12 protein-coding genes are annotated in these 18,729 nt (G+C 64.9%); 8 read left to right on the forward strand and 4 right to left on the reverse strand.

What is annotated here, in order from left to right; all coding sequences use genetic code 11:
- Positions 1-7 precede the first annotated feature (7 nt).
- Positions 8-3,532 (forward strand): mechanosensitive channel MscK, encoded by a 3,525-nt coding sequence (gene mscK / locus ACUN9V_RS03655; protein ID WP_445510380.1) that lies wholly within the window; start codon positions 8-10, stop codon positions 3,530-3,532.
- A 49-nt stretch (positions 3,533-3,581) separates the two neighbouring features.
- Here mscK and ACUN9V_RS03660 read toward each other — a convergent pair whose 3' ends face one another.
- Genes ACUN9V_RS03660 through ACUN9V_RS03675 form a run of 4 tightly spaced genes read right to left on the reverse strand, consistent with a single transcriptional unit; the run spans position 3,582 to position 7,585 of the window.
- On the reverse strand, positions 3,582-4,331 hold the full coding sequence (locus tag ACUN9V_RS03660; protein WP_445510381.1) for a TlyA family RNA methyltransferase: 750 nt from the start codon (positions 4,329-4,331) through the stop codon (positions 3,582-3,584).
- Positions 4,332-4,338: 7 nt separating this feature from the next.
- A complete protein-coding gene (locus tag ACUN9V_RS03665) occupies positions 4,339-5,514 on the reverse strand; it encodes an ABC transporter substrate-binding protein (RefSeq protein ID WP_445510382.1) in 1,176 nt (391 codons plus the stop codon).
- 5 nt (positions 5,515-5,519) lie between these two features.
- Positions 5,520-6,917, reverse strand: a complete 1,398-nt coding sequence (locus ACUN9V_RS03670) for a sensor histidine kinase (RefSeq protein ID WP_445510383.1) — start codon at positions 6,915-6,917, stop codon at positions 5,520-5,522.
- The gene (locus ACUN9V_RS03675; protein WP_110692106.1) at positions 6,914-7,585 is read right to left on the reverse strand and encodes a response regulator; all 672 of its coding nucleotides are present in this window, start codon (positions 7,583-7,585) and stop codon (positions 6,914-6,916) included. The genes ACUN9V_RS03670 and ACUN9V_RS03675 overlap by 4 nt, the downstream gene beginning before the upstream one ends.
- Between ACUN9V_RS03675 and ACUN9V_RS03680 the strand changes: the two genes are divergently transcribed.
- From ACUN9V_RS03680 to ACUN9V_RS03710, 7 genes are all read left to right on the forward strand, one after another.
- Complete coding sequence (locus tag ACUN9V_RS03680; RefSeq protein WP_439287053.1) at positions 7,584-7,862, forward strand: hypothetical protein; 279 nt, start codon at positions 7,584-7,586, stop codon at positions 7,860-7,862. The genes ACUN9V_RS03675 and ACUN9V_RS03680 overlap by 2 nt on opposite strands.
- Before the next feature lie 117 nt (positions 7,863-7,979).
- A complete protein-coding gene (locus tag ACUN9V_RS03685; RefSeq protein ID WP_110692105.1) occupies positions 7,980-8,966 on the forward strand; it encodes a Bug family tripartite tricarboxylate transporter substrate binding protein in 987 nt (328 codons plus the stop codon).
- Positions 8,963-9,409 (forward strand): tripartite tricarboxylate transporter TctB family protein, encoded by a 447-nt coding sequence (locus ACUN9V_RS03690; RefSeq protein ID WP_110644026.1) that lies wholly within the window; start codon positions 8,963-8,965, stop codon positions 9,407-9,409. The genes ACUN9V_RS03685 and ACUN9V_RS03690 overlap by 4 nt, the downstream gene beginning before the upstream one ends.
- A complete protein-coding gene (locus ACUN9V_RS03695) occupies positions 9,409-10,926 on the forward strand; it encodes a tripartite tricarboxylate transporter permease (protein ID WP_110692104.1) in 1,518 nt (505 codons plus the stop codon). Before ACUN9V_RS03690 ends, ACUN9V_RS03695 begins: the two co-directional genes overlap by 1 nt.
- A 268-nt stretch (positions 10,927-11,194) precedes the next feature.
- On the forward strand, positions 11,195-12,691 hold the full coding sequence (locus ACUN9V_RS03700; protein ID WP_445510384.1) for a hypothetical protein: 1,497 nt from the start codon (positions 11,195-11,197) through the stop codon (positions 12,689-12,691).
- Positions 12,692-12,694: 3 nt separating this feature from the next.
- Complete coding sequence (locus tag ACUN9V_RS03705; protein ID WP_445510385.1) at positions 12,695-13,636, forward strand: hypothetical protein; 942 nt, start codon at positions 12,695-12,697, stop codon at positions 13,634-13,636.
- Positions 13,633-18,585, forward strand: a complete 4,953-nt coding sequence (locus ACUN9V_RS03710; RefSeq protein WP_445510386.1) for a hypothetical protein — start codon at positions 13,633-13,635, stop codon at positions 18,583-18,585. Before ACUN9V_RS03705 ends, ACUN9V_RS03710 begins: the two co-directional genes overlap by 4 nt.
- The last annotated feature ends 144 nt before the right edge of the window (positions 18,586-18,729 follow it).

Below are 18,729 nucleotides of genomic sequence, written 5' to 3' on the forward strand. Positions count from 1 at the left end.
TGACCTGATGGCATCGACCTCGGCCCCCGCCCGCTGCGACGCCGGGACGACCGGCACCCGCGACAACGTCGTCTCCGCCGTTCTCGGCAGAGCGGCTCAGCGTATCATGTTCTTGGCATTGGTAATGTGCATACTGATGGCAAGCGTTGTCGCTTCGGCACAACAGACGGACAGCCTGCCGACCCGGGCCAAGCTCGAAGCCGAGCAACAGAAACTCGAAAAGGTCGAAACGCTCGACGAGCAGCAGCGCACGGACCTCGAGAATTTACGTGCCGCGCTGGAATCACTGGATTCACTGGAGTCGCTGCGCAAGGAGCTGAAGACGCTCGAAAGCTCGGCGCAGCAGGCTCCCCAGCGCATTCGCGAACTCGAACGTCAGCTCGCCGGGTTGAGCGACAGCCAGTCGCCCGAGGCCGATGCGCTGGACCGGCTTTCAGTGGAGGCGCTGGGCCAGAAGACCTCCGACTCCCTGGATCAGCTCGAAACGCTGCAGAATCAGCTGGCGTCGGTGAATGCGCGGCTGATCAGCGCGGAAACGCTGCCTGAACGGGCGCAGTCGGCCATTGCCCAGGCGATGGCCGATGCGGAACAGGCCCGAACCCAGCTCCAGAGGCCGGATGACGACGTCAGCCAGAGCCCCACCTTCGACCCGGGCCAGGCTCGCTATCAGCTGGCGCTGGCACTGGCGGAATTGCAGGCCGAATACCACCGTCGGGAACTGGCCAACAATACGCAGCTGCGCGAACTGGACACCCAGCGCCGCGATCTGCTTCAGCGCCAGGTGGCGATCGAAGAGGCCCGTTTGAATGCGCTGCAGGAGGCGCTCGATCGTCAGCGTCGAGCCGAATCCGAGAAAGCGGTGGCCGATATCGGCGAAGAGGGCAGCGCGGCGATCAAGGCGCATCCGGTGTTGCGCGATATCCAGAACACCAACCGCGATCTCAGCAACCGTCTGCTCGAAGTGACCGACCGCACCAACGAGCTGATTCGACAGGCCATCGATACCCGCTCGCAGCTCGATCGGGTGCGTCAGGTCAAGCGCACGCTCAACGAGCAGATCGAGGCGATTCGCGGCAGTCCGTTGCTATCACGAATTCTCGACGAACAGCGCCGCGCGCTGCCGGATGTCGACCAGTTGGGCGGGCTGCAGGAGGAGATCGCCAAGACGCGGTTGAGCCAGTTCGATCTGGTCGACCAGCGCGACGCGCTCCGCCACCCGCGGGCCCAGGCGGAGAAGAGTCTGGCCGCCACCGATATCGAGGTGACGCCTTCGCTGGTCGATGCCCTGACCAAGTTGTTCCAGTCGCGTAGCGAGGTTCTGGAGCAGCTCGATCGCGAATACGGCAGTCTGCTGACGGTGGCGATCGACCTGCAGCTCAACCAGGAGCAGCTGGCGGGGCTTACCACGTCACTGCGCGGCGCGATCGAGGAGCAGCTGTTCTGGGTTGCCAGTGCGCGACCGCTGACCTTCGGCTGGTGGCGCGATGCGCCCGCCATTGTGGCCAGTCAGGTCAAGCAGGGGGCCTGGAAAGACGCGTTGGCCAGCTTCTGGCAGGTGCCGGACTTGCGTGCGTTGGCGGTCATCCCGGTGCTGTTGCTGACGGCCACGCTGCTGCTGGTGAGGCGCCGGATCAAGGTACGTCTGCTCAACCTGCATGAGCAGATCGGCCGGTTGAAGCGCGATACCCAGATGCATACGCCACGTGCGATTCTCTACAACGCCCTGCTGGCGGCGCATGGGCCGTTAATGCTGGCTGTGGCGGGCGGCCTGCTGCGACTTGGCAGCGACGACTTCGCCGAGCGCGTGGGCGAGTCGATGCTGCTGCTTGCATTGGCTTGGGGCGTGCTCGGCTGGGCGCGGCGATTGCTGGTATCGGACGGTGTCGCGACGCGCCATTTCCATTGGTCGGTCGGCTATGTGGCTCGGCTGCGGCGGTTGCTGTTCTGGCTGGGCATCTCGCTGATCCCGATCATCCTGATCAGCGGCACCGCGCCCGGCAGCCAGGCCGAGCTATCCAGCCGTCCGCTATTCCTGCTGTCGCTGCTGGCGGGCCTGCTGGCGATGAGCTGGATCCTGGTGCGATTGATTCTGGCGCATGTGCCCTATTTCGGGCTCAAGCTGTTTCGGCTGCTGCTGGGTCTGGCGCTGGCGCTGGTGCCGTTGGTGCTCGCCGGGCTGATCGCGCTGGGCTATGAATATGCGGCTCTGCGTCTGATCGGACGGTTCATCAATTCGCTGTACATCTTCGGGCTATGGATTCTGGTCGAGGCCACGGTCGTTCGCGGGCTCGCCGTGGCGCAGCGCCGGCTGGCCTATCGGCGTGCGGTGGCGCGTCGACGCGCGCAGATCCAGGAGGGTGCCGAGGGCGGCCTCGAGGTGGTCGAAGAGCCGCCGCTGGATATGGAGCAGGTCAATCAGCAGTCGTTGAGGCTGTCGAAGCTGATCCTGTTCATCGGCTTTACCTGCGCCTTCTATCTGATCTGGTCGGACCTGCTGGAAGTGTTCACCTATCTCGATCATGTCAGCGTGTGGGAGATCGAGCGCGGCCAGGGCGAGGCCATGACCCTGGACCCGATCACCGTGGCGGATGTCATCATTGCGCTGATCACCGTGGCGTTGACCATGATGCTGGCGCGCAACCTGCCGGGGCTGCTGGAAGTCATGGTGCTGTCGCGGCTGACGCTCAAGCAGGGCAGCGCCTACGCGATTTCGTCTCTGCTCTCCTACATCATCGTCGGCACGGGCGTGGTGATGTCCCTGGGTACGCTGGGGGTGTCGTGGGACAAGCTGCAGTGGCTGGTCGCGGCTCTGGGCGTAGGGCTCGGGTTCGGTCTGCAGGAGATCTTCGCCAACTTCATCTCGGGCCTGATCATTCTGTTCGAACGCCCGATGCGGATCGGCGACACCATCACCCTCGGCCAGCTCCATGGCTCCGTCAGCCGGATTCGGATTCGCGCCACCACGGTGATCGACTTCGACCGCAAGGAGATCATCATTCCCAACAAGACCTTCGTCACCGATCAGTTGATCAACTGGTCGTTGTCGGACAACGTCACCCGGGTGGTGCTGACCTACGGGGTCTCCCACGGCTCCGATCTCGACGAGGTGCATCGGCTGATGCGTCAGGCGGCGGACGAGAACCGTCGGGTACTGCGCGACCCCGAGCCGCAGGTGTTCTGTATCAGTTACGGGCCGACGGCGTTCAATTTCGAGCTGCGTATCTTCGTCAACGATCTGCTGGATCGGCTCTACGCCAGTGACGAGATCAACCGCCGGCTGGATCGGTTGTTCAAGGAGCACGGGATTCGCGTGGCGTTCAACCAGATGGATGTGTGGCTGCATGGCGACAACGGTCAGGTAGCCAAGGTCCAGAGTGCCAGCGACGACACGGCGCTGGGCTCGGCCTCCGATTCGAACGCCCGGCCGCCTCATTCCCGCCGGATGCCCAGCGGCGACGATGGCCACCTGGGGGACAGCGACGTCGGCGGCGCCGGCCATGATGGAGGCGATGGCGGTGACGGCGGACGTTGATCGCGGCGCCGGCGAATTCGGCTCGGCGCCGCATTGACGACCGCGGGGTTCAGCGGCGCCGGGCGTGAAGCAGGAACTCACGATTGCCGTCGCCGCCTCGGATCGGGCTCTCTTGCCAGTGATCGACCTCGAGGCCCTGATCACGACACGTTCTGTGCAACGTATCGGCGACTGCCTTATAGAGGCTCTCATCCCGCACGATGCCCCGCGCGTCGACCTTGCCGGGACCGACTTCGAACTGCGGCTTGACCAGCGAATAGAGCTCGGCGCCCGGCCGCAGTATCCGCGCGATCTCGGGCAGAATCAGCGTCTGCGAGATGAACGAGACATCCATCACCACCGCGTCGATGCCCGCGGGCGCCAGGGTTTCCAACTGTGCGGAGGGTAGCTGGCGGGCGTTGACGCCTTCCAGACAGGTGATTCTGTCATCTCCGCGCAGCGTGGCGTCGAGTTGAGCATGGCCGACCTCGATGCCGATTACCTGTCTGGCGCCGTAGCGCAGGGCGCAATCGCTGAATCCGCCGGTGGATTGACCGATGTCGAGTACGCAGAGACCGTCGAAGCGGCGGCCCAGCGTTTCCAGCAGCGACTCCAGCTTGAGCCCGGCCCGCGAGACATAGCGCTCTTCGGGTGCGTCTTCGATGCGCAGCACTGTGGTTTCCGGCAGCTTCTCGCCGGGTCTGGTGGCAACGCGCCACGTCGTTCCGTCGTTGACACTGACATGACCCTGACGAATCAGGCGCTGGGCGCGGGTGCGGGAGCGTGCGTGAGCGGTAACCAGTTGATCGAGTCGTTTCATGGATGGCTCAGGGTTGGGAAGCTTCGGGCAAGGAAGCGGTGGGCACTGGAGTGGGAGAGAAGGGAGCGGAAGGCTCCATCGGCCCGTCGGTAAAGGTCGAGTGATTGTCGAACGCCTGCTGCCACTGCTCCAGCAGCGTCTGGCGCTTGAGCGTATCCAGTGTCGCCAGCAGACCCGGGCCGATCTGGACAGGGCGAATCGCATCACCCAGCCGGGCCCTGAGATCGGCCGCGGTGCCGTCACCGTCGATGCCCGGATGAACGGCGCCCAGAGTCGTGCGGGAGGCGAGCAGGCGTTGGGCCGGCGCGCTCAGCAGGTAGTCGATGAAGCGCCGCGCCGTGGCGGGGTGCGGCGCCTCTCGAGACATCATCACCAGACGCTGCAGGACCAGGGCGTAGTCCTGGGGCACGACCATGACCAGTTCGGGATGCGTGGCGACGTAATCCTGCACGTAGGAGCCGATCAGGTTGTAGCCGATCCAGTAGCGGCCATCGCTGAGCCCCTCGAGCATGGCGCCGGTGGTCGTCTCTAGGGCGCTATGGCTTTGGCCCAGCGCCTCGACCAGGTCCCAGTAACGGGCGGAAATTCTGGCATCCTCGATGGCATAGGTATAGCCGGCGCCGCTGCGGCGCGGATCATAGGTGACCACCCGGTGCTTCAGGGCGTTGGCGTGTTGCTGCAGCAGATTCAGCAGCTCGGCGTGGCTCGTGGGTACCGCCATGCGCCGGGCCAGGTCGCGGCGGTAGACCATGACGATGGGCTCGAACGTGAATCCGAACAGCTCCTGGCGCCAGCGCGCCCAGCTTGGCCAGGCGGCGGCAGCGGGGGAGTCCAGCGGTGCCGAGAGGCCCTCGTTGGCGAGCTCGTACTGCCACGGCATGGCCGGTGACATCAGGACGTCGGCGCGGGGGGCGTTGCGCTCCTGCAGCACCCGGGCGTGCAGCGCCAGCGTTTCCAGGTTGTGATACTCGATCTCGATATCCGGATTCCGTCGATGGAAGTCTGCCAGCAGGGGACGCACCTGGGGTGGATCGAGCACGCCGTAGATAACCAGTGGCAGCGACGAATCGGTTTCTGCCGCGACGTGCAGCGTTCTGGCCTGGGCTGTCGTCACCAGGGCGAGCGTTGCCAGGCCGACGGCGACACGAGTCAGGCCGACGGCGCCGCGACGGATTCGCGCCATTGCCGTCATCGGGCGTCGGCAGGGAAGGTCAAGGTGATACATAGGCCGGGGCGCTCGGGATGGTCGGGAGTGGCGGGTTGCAGGTTCAGGCGGATGTCGTGGGCACGGGCGATGCTGTCGACGATGGCCAGGCCCAGCCCACTGCCGTCGCCGGCCTCCTGGCCGCGATGGAAGGGGCGAAGCACCAGCAGCCGTTGTGACTCGGGGATGCCAGGGCCATCGTCTACCACCGTCAGTCGTGCCGGAGCGTCGCTGACCTGCACGGTGATCCGTTCGGCGCCGTAGAGCGCGGCGTTTTCGATCAGATTGTTCAGCGCCTCTTCCAGCTGCCACTCGGTGGCCGAGACCATTACCGGGCGGTCGGGTATCTCCACGCCGAGATCGACGCCGCGACGGTGGTGACGCGAGAACGCCTCCCGCACGCCGCGCTGGGCCAGCGCGGCGAGATCGACAGGATGCTTGGCCGGCGTGGCTTCGGGGTTGTTGAGCCGGGTCAACGACAGCAGCTGTCCGGCCAGCCGCGCGGTCTTGGTAGCGGTGCCGTGCATGGTCGTCAGCCCTTCGCGCCAGACGGCCGGATCGGTCTGGCGCAGGGCGAGCTCGGCCCGGGCGGAGAGCCCCGCCAGCGGCGTTCTCAACTGGTGGGAAGCATCGCCGATGAAACGTTCCTGGTTGGCGCGGACACGCCGCATGCGCGCCAGCAGCTCGTTCAGGGCCTGACGCAATTCGGCCAGTTCGCGCGGCAGCGCCAGCTCGAGCGGCGCCAGCGTACGCGGATTGCGCTCGCGGATCGCACGGCGCAGGCGGGTCAGCGGCTCCAGCGCGAAGCGCGCCGACAGCAGCACGACGACCATGGCCAGCCCGGCGATGATGACGATATTGACGAAGCTCGCCATGAACAGCTGGTTGGCCAGCGTCCGGCGGCCTTCGCGAGTCTGTGCCACCCTGACGTCGAAGCGGTCGCTGCGATCCCATCCTTCGAGACGAGACCGGCGTACACCGAGTCGCAGCGCCATGCCGCGGGAGGTGACGTCCCCGTAGCTCATCTGGTCGTTCGCCACGGCGGGTAGCGCAGGCAGCGAGCGATTGCCGGTCACGAAGTGACCCTGGGCGTCGTAGAGCGCGTAGAACACGCGCTCCTGGGCGTCGGTAGAGAGCATCTCCAGGGCCGACGGCGGCAGATCCATCCACAGCCGGCTCTGTTGCCAACGGACCTGTTCCGCGATGGAGAGCGAGGCGGCGTCGAGTAGCCGGTCGAAAGCGCGATCGGCGGCCTCGCGAGAGGCCAGCCAGGCCTGCAGCAGCATGATCGCCACCAGCAGCGCCAGCGGACAGAGCAGCCAGATCATCAGGCGTCGATAAAGACTCAGGTGAGACAGACGCCAGCGTCGCGACAGGATCACTGCGCCTCCAGCAGATAGCCGATGCCGCGAACCGTGCGCAGGCCGACATCGGTATCGGCGAGTCGCCGACGCAAACGGTGAACGTAGACTTCGATGGCATTGTCGCCGACGCTTTCGCCGGCAAAGGCGTCCTCCAGCAGGCGTGCCTTGTCGACCGGTTCGCCGGCGAAGCGGATCAGGCACGCCAGCAGGCGGTACTCTCGTGGCGGTAGCGACAGCACGACGCCATCCAGGGTGAAATGCTGACGTTGTCGATCGAAGCGCAAGGCGCCCACCGTCAGCGGTCCACTCTCGCCACTCTGGCGTCGACGCAGCAGGGCCCGGACACGTGCTTCCAGCTCGTCGAGAGCAAACGGCTTGGCGAGATAGTCGTCCGCGCCCAGGTCCAGCCCTCTGACGCGATCCTCGATCGCCGCCCTCGCGGTCAGGATCAGCACCGGGGTCTGCCGATCCTGCGAACGCAGTGCTGCCAGCACCTCGAGACCGCTGCGGGTCGGTAGATTGAGATCGAGCAGAATCAAATCGTAATCGTGATCGAGCGACAGTCGGGCCAGCGCGACACCACCGTCGCCGATCGTATCGACGCGCTGGTCGTCGACCGTCAACGTCTCCGTCAGGGTACTGGCGAGTAGAGCATCGTCCTCTATCAACAGTAGCTTAGCGGCCATGACGACACTCCTGCCGGTGGGCGATAGCGGTTTTGAAGGCGTTCATATCAACGGTCTCGCGTTTCGCCTGCCGGTTTTTCTCTTCGCCATCCATATCGGCGTCGTTCCATTCAGTGATGCGTCTTTCATGCGGCGGGGCGTCTTTCATTCAGCGACGCGTCTTTCATTCGGCCTCGTGTCGGCGCTAGTTTCGCTTATCGCGCCTGACGACGCGATGGTAAACGTATCGTTCGCCACGGCATTGAACTTTAGTCGGCTTTTTGGCTCGCGCCGTTGACCGTCACCAGGCTTCACCCTAATTTCCGCCCATGGGAACAAAGTTCTACCTTACGAAACTGTAAGGTGGGCGTCAGTATGATGACCAACTCCGCTCCATCAGCGAGGAAAATCAACCATGTTTGCAGCCAGAACAATCAAGTGGGTGGCCGCTGCGGCCTTGGCCCTGACCGCCAGCAGTGCCATGGCGTTCGAGCCATCCGGCAAGGTCGAATGTATCGCTCCGTCCGATCCGGGCGGCGGCTGGGATTTCACCTGTCGTAGCGTGGGCAACGTCCTCGAGGAGCTGGAGCTGGTACCGGCCAGCGTGCAGACCATCAATATGGCCGGCGCCGGTGGCGGGGTGGCGTTCGCGCACACCGTGAGCAAGCGCAAGGGCGACGATCAACTGCTGGTGGCAGCGTCCACGGCGACCACCACGCGGCTGGCGCAGAACCAGTTTCCGGGCATGAATGCCGACATGGTCAACTGGATCGGCGCGGTGGGTGCGGATTACGGCGTGATCGCGGTCTCCAAGGATTCGCCTTACCACAATCTCAACGAACTGATGGACGCGATGAAGAAAGATCCGCGTGCCGTCAAGTTCGCCGGCGGTAGCGCCAACGGCGGCTGGGACCATCTCAAGGTGCTGATCGCGGCCAAGGCGGCCGGCGTCAAGAATCTGCCGCGGATTCCGTACCTCTCCTACAACAACGGCGGTGAAGCGATGACGCAGGTGATCGGCGGTCACGTCGATGCCTTCACCGGCGATATCACCGAAACCCAGGGTTTCCTCAAGTCCGGCGACCTGCGCGTGCTGGCGGTATTGTCCGATGAGCGTCTGCCCGGCGATCTGTCCGACATTCCCACCGCCAAGGAGCAGGGCATCGACGCGGTCGGCCCCAACTGGCGCGGTTTCTACATACCGGCCGATGTCGACGACGATGCCAAGAAGTACTGGGTCGATGCCGTCGACAAGCTCTACGCCAGCGACCAGTGGAAAAAGGTGATGAAGAGCAATGGCCTGATGCCGTTCCACCCGGATTCCAGTGAATTCGAGGCCTTCGTCAAGCAGCAGATCCAAGACATCCAGTCGCTGTCCAAGGAAATCGGGCTGATTCAATGAGCAAGTTCAATGACCGTGTCTTCGGCCTGGTCATGCTGGTGATCGCCGTAGCCTACTACTACGGCGCCACCCAGTTTCCGGTCCCCTTCGGGGGATCGGAAGCCGTTGGGCCGGAGACCTTCCCTAAGCTGTTGGCCGTCATTCTGGCTGTCTGCAGTCTCTACATGATCGTCAAACCTGACGCGGACAACCCCTGGCCGGTCGCCACGACCTTTCTGGAGTTGGGTATCGCCGTCGTGGTGCTGATCGCCTACGCACTGCTGCTGGAGCCGCTCGGCTTCATCATTTCGACCATGCTCGCCGTCGGTACGCTGTGCTGGCGTATGGGCGCGAAGCCGGTGAAAGCGTATCTCACGGGCCTGATCAGCGGCGCGGTGGTATTCGTGCTGTTCACTTATGGGTTGGAACTGCCGCTTCCGCTCGGCCTGTTGGAGATCAACTGATGGAGACGTTGCATTATCTGTCGATCGGCTTCGGCGTGGCGCTGCAGCCCGAGAATCTGATGTTTGCCCTGATGGGCTGTTTCATCGGTACGTTGATCGGCGCGCTGCCGGGTCTCGGCCCCGCCAACGGCGTGGCTATCCTGATTCCGCTGGCGTTCACGCTGGGCCTCAAGCCGGAAACCGCGCTGATCATGCTGACGGCGGTCTACGCCGGGGCGATGTACGGCGGCCGAATTTCGTCGATCCTGTTGAACATTCCCGGTGACGAACCGGCGATGATGACTTGTCTCGACGGTTATCCGATGGCCCGCAAGGGCAAGGCTGCGGAAGCGCTGGCGATCTCGGCGATTGCCTCGTTCATGGGGAGTCTGATCGCGACCATCGGCCTGATCCTGCTGGCGCCGTTGCTGGCCCGCTTCGCCTTGACGTTTGGCCCTGCCGAGTACTTCGCCCTGTTCGTGCTGGCGTTTGCCACGCTGGGTGGCATTACCGGCAAGAACCCGATGAAGACGCTGATGGCCGCGGCGATCGGTCTGATCATCGCTACCGTGGGCATCGATCTCTCCACCGGTACGCAGCGTTATACCTTCAACGTGCTGGAACTCTACGAGGGTGTCGATTTCATCATCGCCATCGTCGGTCTGTTCGCGGTATCGGAACTGCTGTTCTTCATCGAAGAGAAGGCCGGTGCCGGCCGCGAGATGATCAAGGTCAACCCGCTCAAGCTCAAGTGGCGCGAGATCGTGGCGATCCTGCCGACCACGATCCGCGGCGGGCTGGTGGGCTTCATCGCCGGCGTGTTGCCGGGCGCGGGCGCGTCACTGGGCAGTTTCATCACCTACACGCTGGAAAAGAAGATCGTCGGCAAGAAAGGCTACTTCGGTGAAGGCGATCCGCGCGGCGTGGCCGCGCCGGAGTCCGGCAACAACGGCGCTTCCAGCGGTGCGCTGGTGCCCATGCTGACCCTCGGGGTACCGGGCAGCGGCACCACGGCGGTACTGTTGGCGATGCTGGTCTCGCTCAACATCACCCCCGGCCCGCTGATGTTCACCCAGAACGCCGAACTGGTGTGGGGCGTGATCGCCGCGCTGCTGGTGGGTAACTTCATGCTGCTGCTGCTCAACATTCCGCTGGTCGGGGTGTTCGTGAAGATCCTGTCGGTGCCGCCGATGTATCTGCTGCCGATCGTGACCATGGTCGCGTTCGTGGGCATCTACTCGATCAGCCACTCGACCTTCGATCTCTACTTCATGATCGCCTTCGGCGTCGGTGGCTACATTCTGCGCAAGCTGGAGATTCCGCTGGTGCCGGTCATTCTCGGCCTACTGCTGGGGCCGGAGATGGAGAAAAACCTGCGTCACGCGATGCAGATCTCCGATGGCGACTGGTCGGTCCTGTGGAGCAGCGGTCTCTCCATCGGCCTGTGGGCGGTGGCGATCATCGGCCTGCTGCTGCCGGTTATCGTAGGTCCGATCCTGCGTCGCCGGATGCAGGCGGCAAAGTCCAAGGTTGATTGATCCACGTCGCTAGCCGCGTCAGGCTGACAACCACGCACGCCATGACCCATGCCCCGTTCGGTAATGCCGACGGGGCATGTCTGTTTCTGGGCCTTCAATCAAAATACCCCCTCACAAAATGATCGGCAGCCAAAATGACCCGGGCCGGTAACCTTGGCATAATGCGACGCTTTGGAAAGCGGCGTATCGGCAAGCCGGGTTGCGTCATGGAGCCCGCCGGGCGATCGTCCGCTTTTCCTGTATTCGTTGTTCCCCGTCTGGAGTCGACATGACCGCCTGGAACAAGCTGCTGGTCGCGACGACGCGGCTGCTGGATCTACATGACAGCGCCCACGAGCCGGGCTCGCCCTTCGTTCAGGTGACTCAGGAACAGCGCCGCGGCCTGCGTGACGGCTACTGGCTCGATCTGGGCTGCCTGCTGCTGGACTATCTGCTCGAAGTCGATTTCGCCACCAACAGCGCCTTCGTCACACAGCGCCGCTGCCTGGCGCATCTGCGCGAAGATTATCCTGATCTGCCCGCCGACGACCTGAGCTTCGTGATCAATCTGCTGGCCACGCCCAGCGAAATTCATTTTCGCCAGTGGCAGGCGCCTCGGGTCGACAAGGATGCCAAGGGCGACGCCAAGGCGGGCTCAGAGGCCGGTGTCGAGGTCGGTCTCGAGGACGGCGCGGCCTCGCGCGGAGAGCGCAGCAAACGCAGTACCAAGCGCACCGCGCTGATCGAGAAGCAGGGCCAGACCGGTCAGGTCAGACTGACGCCCAGCGGCCGGCAGACCGTCACCCTGGCGAGCCAGGTCGAAGACCTGCTCTATTCCGAGTACGACGCCGCCAAGGTCGTCGCGGCGCTCTCGCGGGGCGACTACGCGCGGGTGCCGGATATTACCCAGCAGATCCTGACGGCGATTCGCGCGCTGACCCAGGAACTGCGGCGAGTGCGCGAAAACCCGACCCACGAGGGCAAGCTCGCCGCGCTGCTGGACAATGAGCGTCACTATCACAATGCGCTGAGTACCATTCAGAGTACGCTGCTCAGCGCGCGTTCGCAGCTCTCGACACCGGCGCTGATCGCTCAGTTCGACGGCTGGGCCGAGCAGCAGGACGATGAGTGGGATCTGCGCATGCTGTCCGGTGCGATCGGCCGGGTCTTGAACGCGATCGAGAACCTCTCGCGGCGGCTGTCCGAGCTGCTGGCGGATATCGCCGAGGGTCGGATTCAGTCGATGGGCGTGATCGATTTTGCCGGCCTGGCTCATCAGCTGCTGCTGTCTCCACCGCCCAGGCGTCTGCAGGATGCGGTCATCGCACGGATGATGCCGCTGGGTACCGAGGTCGTGATGCCTCGCGTCGAAACGCTGCTGCCGCTGGTCGAGACACGCCGCGCCGAGCGTAGCGGGGCGGCGCTGGTCTTCGACGAAGCGCGCGACCGGCCCGGCGCCGATCCGCTGCTGGCACGCTATCTCAAGGCTCAGGGCCCGGCGCTGCGCCGACGTCTGCGTCAGGCGCCGCTGTCGCTGCCGGAAGCGCTCGGTGAGGGGTGGCATCACTTCGAGACCGGATCGGAGTCGGAAGACGCCGAAATCCTGGACTGCCTGCCGCAGCTGCTCAATACCTTCGTCGACACCCAACTGCTCGACGACCATCTGAGCGTCGGGATCGACGACACCCCCTTCACCATCGACTTGCCGGATGGTCGCCGTATCGAAGGCGCGGTCACGCCGTCGCTACGTCTACGCGAGACCGCTCCCGAACAACAGGAAGTTTGATTTATGAATATGATGGAAATGGGCGAAGTCGTTGCCTACCTGTTGCGTTATCGCACCGCGGAGCGCGTTCCCAGCGGGGGGCGCAAGCGCCGTGCCGCACGCGAAGGTCAGCTTTCGGAGCGAGACGTCTGTGCCTTGATCGACGACGCCCAGGAAAACGAGCGCGAGGCGTTGCGGGATTTTCTCGCCGGCCAGGGCCTGCGTCTCAAGGCGTTCGAATCCGGTGATTATCCCGGTATCGCGCCGGGTTCACGCCTGTTCGCGCTGTTGCCGGACCCGGAGATGGAGCAGCCACCGCTCTACACCCGGGAGCCGGTGTTCGAAGCGCTCAAGTTGCGTCAGGAGAGCCGTGCCGAGCTGGCATTGTGGTATCTGCAGCTGTGGCTGCTGCTGCACACGCTGATCTATACCCGCCTGAATCGAGCACTGTCCGATGTCAGCCGCTACCAGGAAGCGACCTTCGTGACCCGCGAACTGGTCGAACTGGTTCGCGAGCAGCTGGAGACGTTGCGCGGGCTCGGCGAGCGTGCCCCCGCCAACAGCCGAGTGCTGCTCGACGAGCGTGGCGAGGACATCCCGCGCCGGGTAAAGGCGTTCATCGATCTGCTGAGTCGCGCCGGCCATCTCGAGACGGTACGGGAGGCGGCCGACGAGGATGTCTGGCAGCAGACGCTGCTGGGCGCGCTCGAGGCCGAACAGATCGGCGTCCATCATCTGACGCATCTGATCGAGCTCACCTCCCTCGACAACGTCGACCCGGATTCGGACGAGGTATCGGCTGCGGACGAAGTGTCAGTGGACGAAATAGCCGCGGAGGAAGCTTCGACGGACGAGCCCGAAAGCAAAAATGAGAACGCCAGCCACGCCGCCGACATGTTTGACTCGCCGTCGGAAGAGAACACGAGCGAATCGACGGGCGAGAATGCCGAGGAGGAACGCCGGTGAGCGTGATCAACCGTATCGAAATCGCCAACCTGCTCAACAAGCACGGCGATATCGCGTCCCCCTGGGAAGCCAAGATGCGTCATCTGCTGCTCGACCTGCGGGGACAGTCGAGCGCGATCAGCATGGAAAACGGCTTCGGCAAGACCACCATGGCCGAAGCGCTGATCGGCATGCTGTCCCGGGATCGCCAGCTGCTGACGCGGACCCGGCGCAAATGCTCGCCCTCCAAGGTCAACGGGGAAGGACGCAGCTGGACCCATTTGCGGGTCGAGTTCCGCGCGCAGGACAGCAGCCAGCAGGATGACATGCTGGCGGCGGCCGGCGAGGAAGTCGCCGGCGAAACCTTCGTCTTCGGCATGTACGGCTACAGCGATGGCAGCGGGCTGGTGTTCTACCACTACCCGGGCAAGCTCTCCGACGTGCCGGTGCATCACATCACCCGCGACGGCAAGCTGGCGCTCTACGCCAACGCCGATTTCCAGAGCGCGATGCGGTCACAGGGCGTAACCCGCGCCCACAACCGCGAAGAGTGGCTGGAAGCGGTCGGCGTGCATATCTCCCGGCGCGAGCTGGCGCAGCTGGCGGCGTTCCAGAAAGAAGGCGGCGCCGACAAGAGCCAGATCTTCAACGCGATCAAGCCGCGGGCCGGCGAAAAGGCCGACCAGGCATTCTTCTACGAAGTGCTGGCCCCGCAGGTGCTGTCCGGGGCGACGCGTGGCGAGACCGACGAAGAAGAGGAGTTGATCGAAGACGTCATTCTCAACTCCGGCACCCGGATCACCGAGCTGCGCCATCGGCTGGCGGAAGCCGAGAGCGATCAGCGCCGTGCCGACGAAAAGGTCGAACGACTGGCAACGCTCAACGACGAAGGCGAAGGGCTGCTCGAGGCCCGCCGCCAGCTCAGCGGACTGGACGCGGCGCTGCTCGACGCCGAGCGTCTGCTCGGCGGCCAGGCGCTTGCGCCGTTGGCGGGGCTGCCGGGTTTTGCCGACAGCCAGGCGCGTGACGAGCTGAGCCGCGAGATCGCCGACAGCATCGCCGGCTTCGCCTGGGCGACCGGCGATACCGAGCGGCCCCGGGTCTCGACATGGCTGCTGGCGAAACTGTCGCGTCAGGCCGAGCGCAACGTCCGTCAGGCACTCTCCGAGCGGGGTGCCCGCGTCGATACCCATCGTCGTCTGGTTCACCTTCCCGAAGCGACCTGGCTCACGGCGCGAGATATCGGTCATGTGTCGTTCGATCAGGCACGGGCCTGGCTGGCGGACAGCCACGCCTTCAGCGACGATGCTGCGCGCTATCGCGCCCTCGGCGTACTCGACGACGCCGCCGAAGTGTTCGAGGGGCTGGATGGCAATCGCTTCCGCGAAGAGGTGATCGCCGATCGCGAATATCGCCGCTCGTTGCGGCTGGACGCCGAACAGCTCGACGAAGAGGTCGAGCGTCAGGAGCAGGAGCGCGAACAGCTGGAGTCGCGCCAGCGCGATTTCATCGATAACCAGAGTGTCTATACCCAGGCGCTGGCCGAAGGCCTCTTCACCGAGATCGAGCTGGAATCGCCCGAGGCCACACGAGACGCCGCTCAGACGGCGCTGACCGAGGCCCGCAAGGCGCATGCCGATCATCTCGGCCGCATGGGCGAATGCAAGCAGCCCGCGCAGTGGTACCAGGACTTCACCGCCGAGCATCCCGATACCTCGCCCGACGTTCTGCTGGCCATCAAGCATGAGCAGCAGGAGGTCCTCGAAGCGCAGCTCGAGGAGTGGAACGCCCAGCGCAGCGCGCTGGACGCGCAGCGCGAATCGACGCGAGAGGCCCTGCAGGCACGCCGTGAACAGCGCCACCGCCTCGAGGGTGAGATGGCGCCGCTGGCGGCGGGACGCGATGCGTGGCAGGCGTTCGCCGAGCAGTGGCCCGAGCAGTCACCGGTCGGTTTCTGGAGCGAGCGCAAAAGTGTCCTGGCCGAATGCGAGCAGGCGCTGGCCGATGCGAATCGTGCCCAGAGCGATGCCAAGGCGCGGCTGGTGCGGCTGGAACCGCTGAAAGACGCCGCCGAACGCTACCGGCACTGGCACGGCGACGCGTCGCCGGTGCATCTGCGTGACACGCTCTATCGCGAAGCGCGCGAAGGTCAGGACCGACGCCATCAGCTCGATCAGCAGGTGCAGCAGTTCGAGACGCTGGAGCGAGCGCTGAGCGAGTTCCGGACGACCAGCGACCAGCCTCCCACAGCCTGGCTCAAGGATGCCAAGGCGCGCTATCCGCGACTGTTGCGCGAACGGGAAACGCTGACCGGGGCGATCGAGGCTCGGGAACGCTATCTCGAAAGCCTGAGTGGGGATCCGCTGGCTCGTCTGGCGTCGGAGACCGAAGCCCGCCAGTGGCTGGAAAACCGCGAGATCGAATTCCGGCCGCTGCACGAGGTGCTGACCGGAGTCGAGGCGGAGGATACTCGGCGCCGCGACTGGCTGGCCCAGGCCGCGGGCCAGCTGTTCGCGCCGGTGGTCGAAGGCGAGGCGCAGGCGCGGGAAGCGTCGCAGTGCCTGATCGACGCCGGCTGCGGTGTGCCGGTGCTTGAAGCCCAGCGTCTACAGGCGACACTGGCGCGCGGGGAGCTGCCGTTGGGCGCCGTCCAGGGGGTCGAGACGCTGGCGGTCAAGGCGGCACTGGACCCGGCCTATCTCGCCGCGCTGCGGGACGAGACCCAGCAGCGGTTGTCGGTGGACCGTAAACGCCAGCTGGCGCTGGAAGAAGAGATCCAGCGGCTCGACCCGCACGGGGAACGCTTCCGACTGGCGCTGCAGGCCGAAGAGGCCCTGCAACAGGAGGCCGAAGTGCGCCTGGCGGCGCTGGAAGAGCAGCGCGAGCGTCTGGACACCGAACTCGAGGCATTGACCCCGCGGCTCGGTGACGCCGCGATGAAGTCGATCGACGATTTTCAGCGATTCCTGGAAGAAGGCGGTGAACCCGCTCTCGAAGCTGCCGCCCAGGCCAGCGAGCATGCCGCGGAACGCATCGAGACGCTAAGTCCGCAGCGCGAGCAGGCCGCGCGTGAGCTGGAAAATCACGGCGAGCTTTGGCTGCGCGCGGAACGCTTCGCCAGTGCCGGGGGCGTCGAGCGCCTTGCAGAGATCGACGCCGGTCTGGAGACGCTGAGCGAAGAGCTGGCCGAACATGACGAGCGCTTCGCCGAACTGACCCTCCAGACCGAAGAGGTGGAGACGCGTCGTGAAACGTGTCGCGAGCAGTTGAGCCAGCTGTTCGGCGATGGCGAGCGTGAGCGTCTGCGGCGGTTGGCGGCGTTCGTCGCCGAGGACGGCCCGGCATTCATGCACGACGCCGAGACCCGCGAAGCGGCACTGAGTTCGGCACTGGCCCACGCCAGTCGGCGCGCCGATTTCGATTTCGCGCGAATCCGCAGCTTCCTGCAGGTACGTGACGATCAGGGTGGCAATCGCACGCTGGAGCGCGATATCGGTCGCCTCAAACAGACGCTGAAGGAGGTCCGCGAGCGGCGCAAGACCAACGGTCGCGAGCAGAGCGAACTGGAAACCCGGCTTGCCCGCCACCAGCAGGCACTCAACGTGGCCGATCAGTTCGCCGTTGCCTGGCTCGAAGTGCTGCGGCAACTTCCCGAGGGCTGGTGCGAACGGGCTAGGGCCGACGGTCAGGCCGGCTGGCCGGCGGATGGCGACGATGCCCCTCGTCTCGACGCCGCATTGGTGGAATGGCGGCGCTGGCTGGCCGCGCCGTTGGAGCACGCGGCGGCGGACGCCAAAGAGGGCGCCGGCAAAGACAACGATGTCGCGGTCTTCGAACTGGACGCCTTCGAGACCTGCCAGCAGACCCTGCTCGAGGGGCTGGGCAGTCTCAATCTCGGCGAGCGCTCGCGCAATCGCGAACGCCAGGCGCGTGATGTGACCGCGCGTGAGAAGGCGCTGGCGATGTCGCTGGAGTCGGCCAGCGCCAGCCGGCTATTCAACGAGACGGAGCGCGCGCGACTGGGCACGCTGGAAGGCGTCAGCGTGGAGGCGCTGGAGTCGTTGCGCGGGCTGCACCGTCAGCTCGACGTCCAGCTCGACGATCACCGCCAGCGGGTCGCCCGACTGCAGGCATCGCGGGTCCAGATCGAAGACACCCTGGTCGAACGACTCAGTTCGATCATCATCGATGCGGCCGGCAACCTGGAGATTCTGCGTCGAGTCGCGCGGCGCTCGAGTGGCGGTGGCGCCTATTTCGAAGTCAAGGCCGACCTGATCGCCGACGATTCAGTCCGCGAGCTGATCCAGCAGCTGCTGGCGGACATCGACGCGCACCTGGCGGTACAGCGCCGCCGGCTCGAGCAGGCCGGCGACGGTGGTCAGACGAAAAGTGGGCAGGCGAAAAGCGGGCGTGACGACGATCTGACCCGGCAGATTCGCCGCCGGATTTACCGTGGGCTGTTCCGTGACGTCAGCATTCGTCTCAAGCACGATGCGATTCGCCCGCACGGCCGCCCGTTCTCCCTCAACGAGGACATGTCCGAGGGCCAGCGCGAGGCGATTTCACTGATGTGGCTGGTGAAGCTGTCCGAGTTCGCCATCGAGCGCGAGCTGCGGGAGCTGCCGGGACATCACAAGCGCCGCGCCCGGGCCAGCCGCGAGAGCGTCATCGTTCTCGACGGGCTGTTCTCGAAGCTGTCGCATCGCCGCCTGATTCAGGATTCGCTGGAGTCGTTGCGCAATACGCGGGGCCGGTTCCAGATGATCGGTCTGATTCACAATCCCAACTATGAAAACGATCCGAGCATCTTCCCGACCTATCTGGTGGGTAGCGTGATCGGCGGCCAGCAGGGCCAGGGTGGGCATGTCATCGTGCGGGAAGGACGTCAGGTCTCTCCCGAGGAAGCCGGACGCGGCGAGGGCGAAGCCAGCCTGTTCGGCATACACGTGACCCCGGCGGAGGTGGAGTAATCGGCGAGGCCCGCTTTCCCCATTTCGACGCCACAGACGTCGAAATCTCCGATAGTTGGCCGGTCGTATGACACTCTTGGCAATGAAATGAGGCAAAGAAAAGGGGCCTGCCGCTGTGGCAGGCCCCTTTTCTCTCGCATGAGT

Source organism: Salinicola sp. V024, from assembly GCF_052645315.1.